This window comes from Campylobacter concisus (assembly GCF_002914195.1).
Lineage (GTDB): Bacteria > Campylobacterota > Campylobacteria > Campylobacterales > Campylobacteraceae > Campylobacter_A > Campylobacter_A concisus_M.
Genome location: NZ_PPAU01000108.1, coordinates 46,405 through 59,102, shown reverse-complemented (window position 1 = coordinate 59,102; position 12,698 = coordinate 46,405). Strand labels below are relative to the sequence as shown.

11 protein-coding genes are annotated in these 12,698 nt (G+C 36.6%); 6 read left to right on the top strand and 5 right to left on the bottom strand.

Going from position 1 to position 12,698, the window contains the following annotated elements:
• Position 1: 1 nt before the first annotated feature.
• From ubiE to CYP28_RS06320, 4 genes are read left to right on the top strand one after another with little or no spacing between them, the layout of a single operon-like run.
• Positions 2-724 carry a bifunctional demethylmenaquinone methyltransferase/2-methoxy-6-polyprenyl-1,4-benzoquinol methylase UbiE gene (ubiE, locus tag CYP28_RS06335; RefSeq protein WP_103593540.1) on the top strand — a complete coding sequence of 241 codons (723 nt, stop codon included), beginning with the start codon at positions 2-4 and terminating at the stop codon, positions 722-724.
• Positions 717-1,883, top strand: a complete 1,167-nt coding sequence (xseA, locus tag CYP28_RS06330; protein WP_103593539.1) for an exodeoxyribonuclease VII large subunit — start codon at positions 717-719, stop codon at positions 1,881-1,883. Before ubiE ends, xseA begins: the two co-directional genes overlap by 8 nt.
• Before the next feature lie 2 nt (positions 1,884-1,885).
• Positions 1,886-2,965, top strand: a complete 1,080-nt coding sequence (gene serC / locus CYP28_RS06325) for a phosphoserine transaminase (RefSeq protein ID WP_103593538.1) — start codon at positions 1,886-1,888, stop codon at positions 2,963-2,965.
• Positions 2,965-4,425: a class I SAM-dependent methyltransferase gene (locus CYP28_RS06320; RefSeq protein ID WP_103593537.1), complete on the top strand. Its 1,461-nt coding sequence runs from the start codon at positions 2,965-2,967 to the stop codon at positions 4,423-4,425. The genes serC and CYP28_RS06320 overlap by 1 nt, the downstream gene beginning before the upstream one ends.
• A gap of 30 nt (positions 4,426-4,455) precedes the next feature.
• Here the strand turns inward: CYP28_RS06320 and CYP28_RS06315 are convergent, their stop codons facing one another.
• Complete coding sequence (locus CYP28_RS06315; RefSeq protein WP_103593536.1) at positions 4,456-5,196, bottom strand: sulfite exporter TauE/SafE family protein; 741 nt, start codon at positions 5,194-5,196, stop codon at positions 4,456-4,458.
• A gap of 154 nt (positions 5,197-5,350) precedes the next feature.
• Between CYP28_RS06315 and CYP28_RS06310 the strand changes: the two genes are divergently transcribed.
• Complete coding sequence (locus tag CYP28_RS06310) at positions 5,351-6,622, top strand: anthranilate synthase component I family protein (protein ID WP_103593535.1); 1,272 nt, start codon at positions 5,351-5,353, stop codon at positions 6,620-6,622.
• On the opposite strand, the gene CYP28_RS06305 is transcribed toward CYP28_RS06310, so the two are convergent.
• From CYP28_RS06305 to CYP28_RS06290, 4 genes are read right to left on the bottom strand one after another with little or no spacing between them, the layout of a single operon-like run.
• Positions 6,619-9,489 carry a response regulator gene (locus tag CYP28_RS06305; protein ID WP_103593534.1) on the bottom strand — a complete coding sequence of 957 codons (2,871 nt, stop codon included), beginning with the start codon at positions 9,487-9,489 and terminating at the stop codon, positions 6,619-6,621. The two genes, CYP28_RS06310 and CYP28_RS06305, sit on opposite strands and share 4 nt — an antisense overlap.
• Positions 9,479-10,234 (bottom strand): hypothetical protein, encoded by a 756-nt coding sequence (locus tag CYP28_RS06300; RefSeq protein WP_103593533.1) that lies wholly within the window; start codon positions 10,232-10,234, stop codon positions 9,479-9,481. Before CYP28_RS06300 ends, CYP28_RS06305 begins: the two co-directional genes overlap by 11 nt.
• Entirely contained in the window at positions 10,231-12,048 is a 1,818-nt protein-coding gene (gene uvrC / locus CYP28_RS06295) for an excinuclease ABC subunit UvrC (protein WP_103593532.1), read from the bottom strand. The genes CYP28_RS06300 and uvrC overlap by 4 nt, the downstream gene beginning before the upstream one ends.
• Entirely contained in the window at positions 12,042-12,491 is a 450-nt protein-coding gene (locus CYP28_RS06290) for a hypothetical protein (protein ID WP_103593730.1), read from the bottom strand. Before CYP28_RS06290 ends, uvrC begins: the two co-directional genes overlap by 7 nt.
• 30 nt (positions 12,492-12,521) lie before the next feature.
• On the opposite strand from CYP28_RS06290, the gene CYP28_RS10370 reads away from it, so the two are divergent.
• Complete coding sequence (locus tag CYP28_RS10370; protein WP_181000433.1) at positions 12,522-12,689, top strand: hypothetical protein; 168 nt, start codon at positions 12,522-12,524, stop codon at positions 12,687-12,689.
• The last annotated feature ends 9 nt before the right edge of the window (positions 12,690-12,698 follow it).

Here is a 12,698-nt window from a genome sequence, read left to right as displayed (position 1 = left end):
TATGCAAAAACAAGAAAAAATAGTTGATATGTTTAACCAGATCGCTCCGACTTATGACGTCGCAAACAGGGTATTAAGTCTTGGTGTGGATGTGAGCTGGAGGAAATTCGCCTGCAGATATATGCTAGAAATTTTTAAAGAAAGAAGCATAAATATCGTGGATGTGGCTTGTGGCACTGGCGATATGATGGGGCTTTGGAGTGAAATTTCAAAAGAATTTGGCGTAGAGATAAAAAGCCTTACTGGCATCGATCCCTCAAGTGGTATGCTAAAAGAGGCTAGGGCGAAATTTCCAAATTTTAAATTTATAGAGGCCTATGCTGACAACACGACGCTTGCAAGCGGCGAGGCTCAAATTTTAAGCATAAGCTACGGCATTAGAAATGTGGTCGAGCGAAAGACGGCGCTTAGAGAGTTTAACAGAGTGCTTGCTTTAAATGGCTACGTAGTCGTACTTGAATTTACAAAACGTCAGAAAAAAGGCCTTGTAACCTCGTTAAGAGATTTTTACCTAAGTAAAATTTTGCCAAAAATTGGCGGCTTTATCTCAAAAAATAAAGAAGCATATGAGTATCTGCCTAGCTCGATCGAAAATTTCTTGGATGCTAAGAGTTTTTGCGACGAGCTAGCCACGGCTGGTTTTGAGATAGAGCTTTGCAAGGGCTTTAGCATGGATATCTCGACGCTATTTATCGCTAAAAAGGTAAGAGAAATCAATGCTTAGCGTATCTGAGCTAAACGAAAAAGCAAAAGCGCTGCTTGAAGCGACACTTGACTATGTCGAGGTAAGTGGAGAAATTTCGCGCCTTACTAAGCATGCTTCTGGGCACTGGTACTTCACACTAAAGGACGAAAAGTCAAGCATCTCAGCCGTGATGTATCGCATGAACAACCAAAAGGTGAAATTCTTACCAAAAGATGGGCTAAAAGTAAAAATTTATGGCAAAGTGACCATTTATTCGCCAAGTGGGTCGTATCAGCTAGTGGCTAGTGCGATGCTGCCTGATGGCGAGGGTGAGCTTGAGCTTGCATTTAGGCAGCTTAAAGAAAAGCTCGAAAATGAGGGCCTTTTTGACATTGCTGCAAAAAAAGAGATACCAAATTTACCTAAAAAAATAGCCCTTGTCACAAGCGCTACTTCGGCGGCACTTCAGGATATGTTAAAGGTCGTGACGAGTCGTTGGAAATTAAGCGAAATTTATATATTTGACGCATTAACTCAGGGTGAAAATGCCCCAAGCTCGCTTATAAAAGCCTTACGCAGAGCCGATAAATACGGCGTTGATGTGATCGTTTTAGCTAGAGGAGGCGGCAGCAAAGAGGATCTTTGGTGCTTTAACGACGAGGGCTTAGCACGTGAAATTTATGCCACCAAAACGCCAGTCATAAGCGCTATCGGACACGAGATCGACTATGTTATAAGCGACTTTGTAGCAGACCGCAGGTCGCTTACGCCAAGTGCAGCTATGCTTGATCTTTTGCCTGATGAAGAGGCATTTTTTCAGTATCTTGACAGGCTCAGCGACGATCTTGATAGCGCCTTAAATTTAAAGATCACCAAAAAGCAAAATTTACTAAATGTCCTTCTTTCTAAATTTTCATCAAATGCCCTAAAAGCTAGGATCGAGCTAAAATTTAGCGAGGTAGCAAATAAGCAAAACGCCCTAACAAACGCCGTACAAAGAAAAATTTTAGTCCTTAGCTCAGCTATTGGCTCGCTAGAGAAGGCTTATGAGATGAGGGAGCTCTTTTTTGAGAGCACAAAAGGGCTTATTGAGGTTAGAAAAGATGGCAAGAGAGCCGATCTTATGGATTTAAAAATAGACGATGAGATAGAGCTTATCTCGCAAAATACACATAAAAAAGCAATCATCAAGGAGTAAAAATGAGCAGAAAAATCAACTTTAGTGCAGGTCCAAGCGCGATACCTTTAAGCGTTTTAGAGCACGCGAAGGCTGAATTTACGGACTATAGAGGCGAAGGCTACTCGATCATGGAGATAAGCCACAGAAGCAAGACTTTTGAAGAGATCCACTTTGGCGCGATGGATAAGATAAGAAAGCTTTACGGCATCGGCGATGATTATGAGATTTTATTTCTGCAGGGCGGTGCGCATTTGCAGTTTAGCATGATACCGATGAATTTGTATCAAGGTGGAAAGGCTCAGTACGCAAACACCGGCGTTTGGACAAACAAGGCGATCAAAGAGGCTAAAGTGTTTGGCGTAAATGTAGACGTCGTCGCAAGCAGTGAAGATGAAAATTTCTCTTATATCCCAGAGGTGAAATTTAGTGATGATGCCGACTATGCCTACATCTGCTCAAACAACACTATCTACGGTACACAGTATAAAACTATGCCAAAGACCAAGTCACCGCTTGTGGTTGATGCTTCGAGCGATTTTTTTGCTAGACCGCTTGATTTTAGTAACATTGGCCTACTTTACGGTGGCGCTCAAAAAAATGCAGGTCCAAGTGGCGTTACGATCGTTATTATTAGAAAAGATCTGATAGAGCGTGTAAGTAGCCAAAACGTCCCTATGTTTTTACGCTACAAAACGCACGTAGAGGCAAACTCACTTTACAACACACCGCCAACTTTTGGAATTTATCTTTTAAATTTAACTATGCAGCACCTACTAGATCTTGGCGGACTTGCCGAGGTTGAGAAGATAAACGCCAAAAAAGCAAGCACGCTTTATAATATCATCGATAGCTCAAATGGCTTTTACGTGGGACATGCCAAAAAATCAAGCAGGTCAGATATGAACGTGAGCTTTACGATACCAAAAGATCATGCGCTTGAGCCAGTTTTTGTCGAAGAAGCGCTAAAAGAGGGCATGCTAGGGCTAAAAGGTCACAGACATCTTGGTGGCATAAGAGCCTCTATCTACAATGCCGTTAGCCAAAGAGATGTTGAAAAACTTGGCGAGTTTATGAGAGAATTTGCAAGAAAACATAGCTGATGAATAAAACAAAGAAAGCTTATGATGAAATTCCTTATTTCTCGGCTGCATTTAGCGACTGCTCGCCAGTTAGGATAGAAGCGGTTGCTAAATTTCTGGGGCTTAAAGCAGCTAGCCTAAAAGAGGCTAGAGTGCTTGAGCTTGGCTCATCATATGGTGGCAATATCTTGCCATTTGCCATTTCGCACAAAAGCGCAAAAGTCGTTGGTATCGATATCTCAAGCCATCAAGTGACTGAAGGTAACAAAGTAGCAAAGCAGATAGGTTTAGAAAATTTTACTCTGCTTGAGCGAAATTTTTTGCACATGAACGAAAGCGATATAAAAGAGCTTGGGAAATTTGACTATATTATCGCTCATGGCGTTTATAGCTGGGTGAGTCCAAATGTAAGAGATGCGCTGCTTGCCACGATTAAGGCACTACTAAGCGAGGATGGCATCGCTTATGTTTCGTATAATACCTATCCTGGCTGGAAGAGCCTTGACATTTTAAGAGATTTTATGCTTTTTGTTAGCTCAGGCAACGACAGCAAAGAAGCACTTGCTCATGTGAAAGATGAGTTAAATTTCTTGCAGGATTATTTGAAATTTAGCCTGCAAAGCCAAAGTGATGTCGTATACAAAGATAGTATGAAGCTTCTTCTAACACAGCTAAATTTCTTACAAAGCATCATCGCAAAGGGTAATGATTATTATATATTGCATGACTTTTTAGAGGCAAGCAACGAGCCAATCTACTTTCATAAATTTGCTAAGCATATCGACAAACACGGACTTTGCTACGTAATAGATGCTTCGCTAAATGATATCTTTGCAAGCTCGACTGGGATTTACCGCTTTGACGCACATATCGAGCAAAATTATAACTCTCGCATCAAAAAAGAGCAACTAAACGATTTTTTATTTAATAGATCATTTAGAAAAAGTCTCATCGCTCACAAAGAGAGGCTTGGTGGTGCTGAGGACTTTGATGCGGTACTTGGAGAGAGCGAGCTTGATAGGATTTATTTTGCATATTTTAGCGAGCAGCCAAGGACAAAAACGCAAGAAATTTTAAGCAAAAGCTATCCACAAAGCTTAAATTTAAGTGAAGTAAAAACGGCGCTTGGCGAGAATGCAAACGAAGCTTTTGTGGGACTGCTTGAAATTTTAAACGATCAAAACACTAAAATTTCTTCTTCAAAACTCAAAGCACTCACATATGAGCCTGGTAAAACCAAACTAAAGCCTAGAGCTGCGGCGTATCTTGAGTATTTTTTAAATGCTAGCTCACCAGTTATCTCTTTGGCAAATGAGCTAAATGGCAAGTTAAACTTAAGCCATGAAGAGATAAATGCCGCTTTAAAATTTGATGGCAAAGCCAGTTTAGAAGATATCGCAAAGAGCGTAAATTTAAGTAAAGATGAGCCAGATAAGCTTGCTTTTAAATTAAGTGAAGCCTATTTTTTTGAAGAAATTTAAAAAAAGAGCGTGGCAAATTTAGCCATGCTCTTACTCAAAAAACATATCTTTTAATATCAAACATATCATCGCTATGTAAAAGACCAAAAACCATTTTTTAAGTGTTTTTTTGTCGGTATTTTGCGTCTTTTTAGTGCCAAAGTATGCGCCTATTAGCGAGCCAAGACCTAAAAATGCGCCCTCAGCGTATGAGATATGGCCATTTAGCGAGAGCGAGATGAAACCCGCGATAGCTGCAAACATAACGAAAAATACACCCATAGAAACGGCTTTTTTTAGCTCGTAGCGTAAAAAGCCTACCAAGATCGGCGCGATAAAGACGCCTCCGCCGATGCCGATGCTAATGGCAAAAACGCCAACAAAAACGCCAACTAAAAATAGCAAAAAGAGCGAATTATTCGCATTTGAGCCGTCGCTGTTTGGTGAAAAGTATAGTTTTATAAGCGAAAAGACAAATGTTGCTAGAAGCATAGACTCAAGTAAGAGTGCAGGCGCGTGCGATACGATGATGCCACTAAAGCTGGCTCCAACTAAGCCTCCAAGCCCCAAAAATACGCCACGATTTAGCTTTAAAAGTCCAGCTTTGTAGTTTAGATACGAGCCAAACGTCGCGCTAAAGATCATCTGCATGACGCTTATGCCAATAGCTGTTTTCACGTCATATCCAAAGGCGACCATGATAGGAACGACGACCGTGCCGCCACCGATGCCGAAAAAGCCAGCGATGTAGCCAACTCCGATACCAATTATAAAAAGTTCAACAAAAAGCATAAATTTCCTTTTATGAGTGCCAAATTTTAGCCAAGCGGTGTTAAAAAAATAGTAAAAAGGTGAAATTTAGGCATAAATTTAGAAATTTGATAAAAATTTTAAAAAGTAAAAGCGATTTTTCTTTATAATCACCCAAAAATTAAAAAGGGAAAAAATGCTTTTAGAACAGCCGCTTTTTTATTATGAAGCGATCAGGGAAAAATTTAAAAATAGCTATTTAGCTGAAGATAAGACACAGACGATAATCGGCATTGATTGCGATTATATAGATGAAAAGGATATGGATTTTTATGGGCTTAGAAGCTACTTTGATACAAATAGCAACAAATCACTAGCTCCTTTTGCGGGACTCTTTGGTGTTTTTGCTTATGATGGTGTGAGATATTTTGAATATATCGGAGAAGAGAAAGCTAAAAAGTATGAATTTCCAAAATTTATCTACGCTGATGCGAAGGCCTATCTACACTTTGACAAGATGAGTAAAATTTATACATTTTATGGAGATAAGAATAAATATTATGACTTTTTGCTTGATGCGAAAGTTGAATGCAAAAATAAAGAGCAGAGTAAATTTAGTATAAAAACCGATCTTGGTAAAGAAAAGAAACACTTTGAGGATATGGTTGAATTAGCAAAAGAGTATATAAGAAGTGGCGATGTCTTTCAGGTGGTGCTTGGTGAGTTGCTTGAAATTTCAACGAATATGAGCAGTTTGGAATTTTATAAAAAGCTCTCACTTACAAATCCAAGCCCATATATGTTTCATTTTCCTACACCTTATGGCGATGTGGTTGGCTCTTCGCCAGAGCTTGTTTTTGAGATGAAAAGTGAGCAAATTTTTGTAGCTCCGATCGCAGGCACAAGGCCTAGAGGAAGTGATGCAAATGCAGATGCAGCACTTGAAAATGAGCTTTTAAGTGACGAAAAGGAGCTGGCTGAGCACAAGATGCTAATCGATCTTGCTAGAAATGATATCGGCAGGGTTTCGGAACCAAAAAGTGTATCCGTAAAAAATGCTATGCATATCCAAAAATATGAAAAAGTAATTCATATCGTAAGCGATGTCTATGGCAAGTGCGCCAAAGGGCTTGATCTTTTTGATGTCTTAGCTAGCATATTTCCGGCTGGCACACTAAGCGGAGCCCCAAAAATAAGAGCTATGCAGATAATCAATGAGCTTGAAATTTCTGAGCGAAATATCTATGGCGGTGGCATTGGATTTTTACATTTTAATGGTGATGCTCAGGTTGCTATTCTTATTCGATCAGCCATATTTGTGCCAAGTGAAAATGGCTTTAGTGATGTATTTGTGGGGGCTGGAGCTGGTATAGTTTACGATTCAAAGAGCGAAAGAGAATACGCTGAAATTTGCCATAAGCGAGCAAGCGTGCTAAATGTATTTAAAAATAACGCAAAAGAGTTTTAGGCGTTAAACTTAATAAATTCATAAGAGCTTTTAGCGTAGCTAGTGCCCATAGAATCGATTTGCTCTCTTACGGTAGCTGAAAGCTCTGCTTTTGTGATATTTTTAGCTAGCACTTTTACAAAAGGAAATTCACTTCTTTCTTGTGCGCCAAATATCAGCACTCTTGTATCAACCTTTTGGCTTTGTCTTATCTTATCAACAACTCTTGTTAGCTCTTCGTAGTTGAAGTCTTTTACATTTTCATCTATAAGAACGATGCCATAAGTTTTGGTCTTTATTTTTGTTAATAGCTCATCAAAGCTATTTGTGGTTTCAAGTGTGTTGTAAAATTCTCCTAAAGCTGAGCTAAATATTTTATTTTCCATTGGCGATTTCTTAAATAAAATAATATTTTCGCTTTTTGCCAGATAGCTTTCGTCTATTGCAATCTCACCAAAATTTGGCAAAAATTTTCTAAAAATTTGAGCCAGTTCGTCGCTATTTATTGGTGTTTTTATATAAGCGTTGAAGTATTCTTTGACACTCTCTCCATCTATATTTGAAGTGTTTGAAAGCATTAGTATAATTGGAATTTTCGCATTTTGTATAGCTGCTTTTATAAGATCAAGATTTTTTTGAAGGCTATTTTTTTCAGCTTCGAAAAATTTCGAGCCAACAAATATAAGGTCAAAATCGCCTTGCTTTATGGCTTGTTTTAGATCTTTTTTATTGCAAACTCCAACAACTTCACAGTTAAATTTACTAAAACCACTTGCTGTTATATCTATGTAAATTTCATTAGTATCGCAGATTAAAATTTTTGGTTTATCGTTTAAATTTTTATTCATAATATCAGCTTCGCCTAAGCAAAGTAGCCTTGTGATGCTTAATGGAGTTAGTGGATCTTTTAAAATGAGCGGATTTTTAATATCCTGGCCTTGCTTATTGGTGTTTCTTAAAAATATAGCATCATAATTTTTTGTAATAGATGGACTAGTACTTGTTAGCATATCCACTTTGAGCCCAAGGTCTTTTGTAGTCTGCTCAAAAGCTTCGTTGTAAGCGACATTTGCGTCTTGTAAGAATGCTAATTTATGATTGCATTTTATATCAAAGTCTTTATAGTTTGATGTTGTTTTAAAAATGACTACAAATTTAAACTCATTTCCGATACTTGGAAACGAGTTAATCTCCAGCTTACTTTCTAAATTTTTTAAATAAATTTGAGCAATTTTTAGATAAAACTCGCTCTCATCATTATTTAAGCTATTCTCATCATCTGAAAATATATCTGAAATTTGCTTTTCACTCATGGCAGCTGAGCTATTTTTTATGCTAAAGCTTACAGAACAAAGTCCGCTTCTATCAAACTCTTTTTGAACTTTTTTGATAGCGATGATAATATTTTGATGTCTTAAAGACATTGATAAAGATGCCAAAAAGATAGAGTTAAATGCGGTTTTTAATGAATTTAGATTTCCTTCTAGTTCATTTGTAAGGCTTGGATCAAGGTAGCTTATAAAATTTATCTTTTTGCTTTGCGAATAGACAATATTTGCTTGCAAAATTTCTTCAAAGCTTTTTTGAGGATCAAATATCTCGGTTTTATTGCATTCGCTATATTTTTTAACATTTGAGATATTTTTAGCATTGTTATAAAGCGAAGTCATGATATTTGCATTTTTTTCTATCGTGTCTATAAATACTTGCTTTTTGCTATTATTTGTTTCTATTTTTAAAGCCGCGGTCGATGTAAAAATTTCTTTATTAATGGACTCTAGCTTCTTGCTCACTGATAAAATATATCTATCTTTTATCTGAAAAAAGCTGCTATCTTTTATATAGGTTTCTTTTAGATCTTCATAAGTTTTTATGAGCTTTGATATCGCATTATCCGCACTTGTCTCTTTTGATGATAGGATATAGTTTGATATGTATTTTGACTTATCGATAAGTGTCTTTAAAAATTTCAACCTAGCAGAAATGCTAAGCAAAGATAAAATGAGCAAGCCACAAAGCAAGAACTCAAAAAAGGTCTTTATACCAAAGCTTATTTTCTCGCTCTTGGTAAGTTCTAACAGCTCATTTTTTATATTTATGGCACTATCTAATAAAAGTATAAATTTATCATCTTCATACTGTTTGATTAAGATAATATCTTCGATATTTAGTTTTTCAGAAAATGCGATCTTGGCTTTAGCTTCTCTTATTTTTTTAGCTTGATAGTTGGCTTCAAACTGGTTAAAGTCTTTGTAAATATTCTCTTTTAGCTCACTTTTTGGAAGCATATCAAGATTTGGCGCGTTGTCTTTTACGGAATATATATTTTCTCTCACATTATTGTTTATTGAAAATAAAGGGCCATTTATAAAGATATTTTTTACGTAGTATTTAGTGTTGTTTGCTAAAGAGAGTTGATTATAAATTTTACTTAAAGTTGCGGCATAAGCTTTTATTATAAGCGGAAAGTCTCGGTCTAAATCTTGTTTAAAATCGCTATCTATTTCTCCATTTATATTTTGGAAAAATTCGTAAAATAGTTCATCAAATTTATCATTTTGGTTGAGATTTGCTAGCAATTCTTTTAATTTATTTACATTTCGTATCTCGGTGCGATCGTCTTTTCTTATAGAATTTATAAATTTTTGTGTATTTTTTAAGGTGCTATCTCGCAACTTTTTTATATCTTCTTGGCTTTTGCCTATTAGTGTATCGTGCTCTTGTATTACAGATCTTATAGTTTGAAATACTAAGGATTGTTTATATAGTTTTTCATTTAGATCTTTTAGATCTGTGAATTTTTTATAGCTTTCATTTCCGCTATATGCGCAAAAGATCGCTGAAATTATTATTGGCGCTAACAATATATAAAATTTATTATTTTTCATGGATACTCTTTTTGCTATATTTTTTGACGATATTTTCTATCTCAATTAGTCTTTTGGTAAAAAGAGACATCTCTTTCATTTTTCCATTTTGATTGTTATCTAAAAAAGCGTTAAGCTCATTTGCAAGGTTATTAAGCTTTAAATTTAATGCAGCTTCTCTTATCTCATCTACGTATTTTTTGAGCATTATCTCGTCTTTTGCGATTATGGCTGATTGGATTTGGATAAGAATTTCTCTTGCGTTGTGCAAAAATATATTTAAATAGGATGCAAAATCTTTTTTATTTAAATTTAGCATTTTAAGCGATGTTTCAAACCAGGAATCATCGATAAGTGACTGTGTCTGTGTATCAAAAAGATACCATGCGTTTAGTTTAAAAACAGGCAGTCTTAATGTAGGTTTTACTTTTACTGCTGCTATTAGATTTTGGTTGTTTATTATGTCTTGCTTCTCTAAAAGCACGATAAAAAATTTTTCGCCATTTTTTAAAATGGCATTTTGCAATCTCGCTTCTAGTAAGATCGCACCACCATCTTTTCTTTTTAAATTTACTCTAGCACTATTATCTTTCGTATTTTGTAAAAATTCCAAGAAGCTGTAGTTTGTACTTTCCTGGCTTGTTATGACTAGCTCGCTTATATCTTTGTATCGCAACAAAAAGTCATCTAAACTATCAAAACCCAATAGCTCAAGTGAATCTTGCGTTATCGCAGATATTTTTAAATTTTCATCATATATTATCACTTCAAATTTCCTTCTTTGAGTACTGCAAGCTTTTCTGCTACGCTTTTATTTGTTATTTTTGCCACTTCGTCTAAATTCGCTTCGCTGATTTTATCAAAACTTCCGTAAAAGCTGATTAATTTCGCGATACTGCCCTCAGATACGCCAGCTTGTTTAAGAATTGATCTTTGCATATCATTTTTCTGCCTTGTTTTTCTATGAAAGCTGATGACAAATCTATGGCTTTCATCACGCATTTTTTGGAAAAACTGCAGCTTTTTATCGCTCGTGCTTAGGCTAAAACTGCCACCTTTTGTGTAAATTTTATCCTTTGCTTCGCCTTTTGCGCGGTGAGCTTTGGCATCGATTTTTTCTTTTGAGATAGCGATCACATCGACATTTGCGCCACTGCTTGCTAAAATTTCACAGGCTAAGTTTAAAAGCACTTCGCCCCCATCAATAACCCAAAGATCAGGCGGACTAAGCTTATCAAATCTAAGCGCTCTGGCAGTGAGGCTCTCTTTCATCTGATCGTAGTCGTTTTTAGAGCTTAGGTGCATATGGCGGTAGTTTTGCTTTGCCCACTCGCCATACTCATAGCGCACCATCGCTCCGACACTTGCCTCGCCAAAAAGGTGTGAGTTGTCGTAAGCCTCGACCACGTAAGGCGTGTGAGCTAAGTCAAAGTACTCTTTTATCTCGTTTAGTAGCTCGTTATCGTGCGTTTTTAGATATTTTTCGATGCTAACTTCAGCGTTTTTTGTAGCGATCTCACAAATTTTACGCTTATCGCCAATTTTAGGGCAAGTAATGCTAAATTTACGTCCAAATCTCTCGTTTAAAATTTCCTCCACCAGCTTGCTATCTTCAAAGCTCTCATGGACATAAATTTTGGTGCTAATTATTGGCTGACCGGCTATGAAGCTTTTTAAAATAGCCTGCTTATAAGCTTCGTTTATCTCATCTTTTTGAGCGTTTTTAGCCTGCGCGATATCAGTTTTTACGCCAGTTATCTTGCCATTTTGCACGCTAAATCTCACCGCACAGATCATATCGTGCACGCAAGCGACCGAGTAGGCCTCAAAGTCCTCAAGTTTAGCAAGATCAACTTCAACCTTTGTTTGCATGTTTTTAAGTGTTTGTATCTTATCTCTAGTCGCGGCTGCTTGCTCGTAGTCTTCGGCCTTGGCGTAGTTTAGCATGAGCTCTTCAAGGCGAGTTATAAGTAAATTTGGATTTTGTAAGGCCGCGATAGCCTCATTTACGATCTTAGCGTAGTTTTCTTTTGAAATTTTGCCTTCACACGGAGCATAGCAGCGTTTTAGCTGATAAAAAAGGCAAGCTTTTTTGCCTTTGATACAGGACTTTTTCTGAACGAGATTAAAATTTAGATAAAGTGCCTCAAGCAGCTCGCTAGCTCCACTAAAATATGGCCCAAAATAGCGGATATTTGAGCCTTTTACTACTTTTCTAGTGATCTCGAATCTTGGAAAATCATCATTTAAATTTATAAAGATATAAGGGTAGGTCTTGTCGTCACGAAGCAAGATGTTGTACTTTGGTTTTAGCTGCTTGATGAATGAATTTTCAAGTATGAGCGCGTCTGCCTCGCTTGGTGTGACGATGTATTCAAGATGCACCGCCTCGCTTATCATCTTAGAAATTCTTGGGCTTAGTTTTTCGGCTGGAGCTAGACTTGGGGTAAACTTAAAGTAGCTTTTGACCCTGTTTTTTAAAATTTTGGCCTTACCGACATATAAAAGTCTGTTTTGAGCGTCAAAATATTGATATACGCCAGGCTCGTTTGGAAGCGTTCTGATCTCGTCTATTAGCATCTTGCCTGCTCATTTTTCTTGAGCAAAATTTCTCTTAGCTCTTCAAATTTTTGGTGTATTTGTTCGTCTTTTGCTAAATTTTTAAACTCGCCTTTGCTAGCTGGTGCATAAAAGATGACACTTTGCTCTTTTTGATTAAAAAATTTTAAAAATTTACTCACGACAAATCTTATATTTTCTTCTTTCTTATTTTTTGTATAGTTGATTTCGTTAAGAGGTTTTGGAGTAAGAATGCTGTTAAAAACGCTATTTTTATTAAAATTGCAAAAGGTTTTTAATAACCTTTTTATATCATTTATACTACTATCACGCCTAAGCTCTAAAAGCCCAGTGGGATGAGTAAGAACAAAGGTCAAAACACCTTCTCTAACGTAGCAAAAAGCTATATAAAATCGTTTTGCTTTCCCCATAAGCTCTAAAAGCTGTTGGCACTCATTTGCCATGCTTAATTTTTCTTTATACAAAGGATTTTTATGAATAGTATTTATCAAAAATTTAGCGTTTTTCATGGGCTTATCTTATCATCTTTTATTTTAATTTTTACTCTTTTTGCATTTAGCGGTTGTGGCTATAAAGATGATCCATTTTATGGAAATGCTCCCGTAAAAGAAAAGAAAACTGATAAGATAAACAAAAGCTAGTAAAATTTT

What these genes read in the sequence shown, in the direction of transcription:
- CYP28_RS06290 (WP_103593730.1), bottom strand. Translation starts at nt 12,491, where the DNA reads ATGGCAAATGAGTGCCAACAGCTTTTAGAGCTTATGGGGAAAGCAAAA.
- serC (WP_103593538.1), top strand. Translation starts at nt 1,886, where the DNA reads ATGAGCAGAAAAATCAACTTTAGTGCAGGTCCAAGCGCGATACCTTTA.
- CYP28_RS06315 (WP_103593536.1), bottom strand. Translation starts at nt 5,196, where the DNA reads ATGCTTTTTGTTGAACTTTTTATAATTGGTATCGGAGTTGGCTACATC.
- CYP28_RS06305 (WP_103593534.1), bottom strand. Translation starts at nt 9,489, where the DNA reads ATGAAAAATAATAAATTTTATATATTGTTAGCGCCAATAATAATTTCA.
- ubiE (WP_103593540.1), top strand. Translation starts at nt 2, where the DNA reads ATGCAAAAACAAGAAAAAATAGTTGATATGTTTAACCAGATCGCTCCG.
- CYP28_RS10370 (WP_181000433.1), top strand. Translation starts at nt 12,522, where the DNA reads ATGAATAGTATTTATCAAAAATTTAGCGTTTTTCATGGGCTTATCTTA.
- CYP28_RS06310 (WP_103593535.1), top strand. Translation starts at nt 5,351, where the DNA reads ATGCTTTTAGAACAGCCGCTTTTTTATTATGAAGCGATCAGGGAAAAA.
- CYP28_RS06320 (WP_103593537.1), top strand. Translation starts at nt 2,965, where the DNA reads ATGAATAAAACAAAGAAAGCTTATGATGAAATTCCTTATTTCTCGGCT.
- uvrC (WP_103593532.1), bottom strand. Translation starts at nt 12,048, where the DNA reads ATGCTAATAGACGAGATCAGAACGCTTCCAAACGAGCCTGGCGTATAT.
- xseA (WP_103593539.1), top strand. Translation starts at nt 717, where the DNA reads ATGCTTAGCGTATCTGAGCTAAACGAAAAAGCAAAAGCGCTGCTTGAA.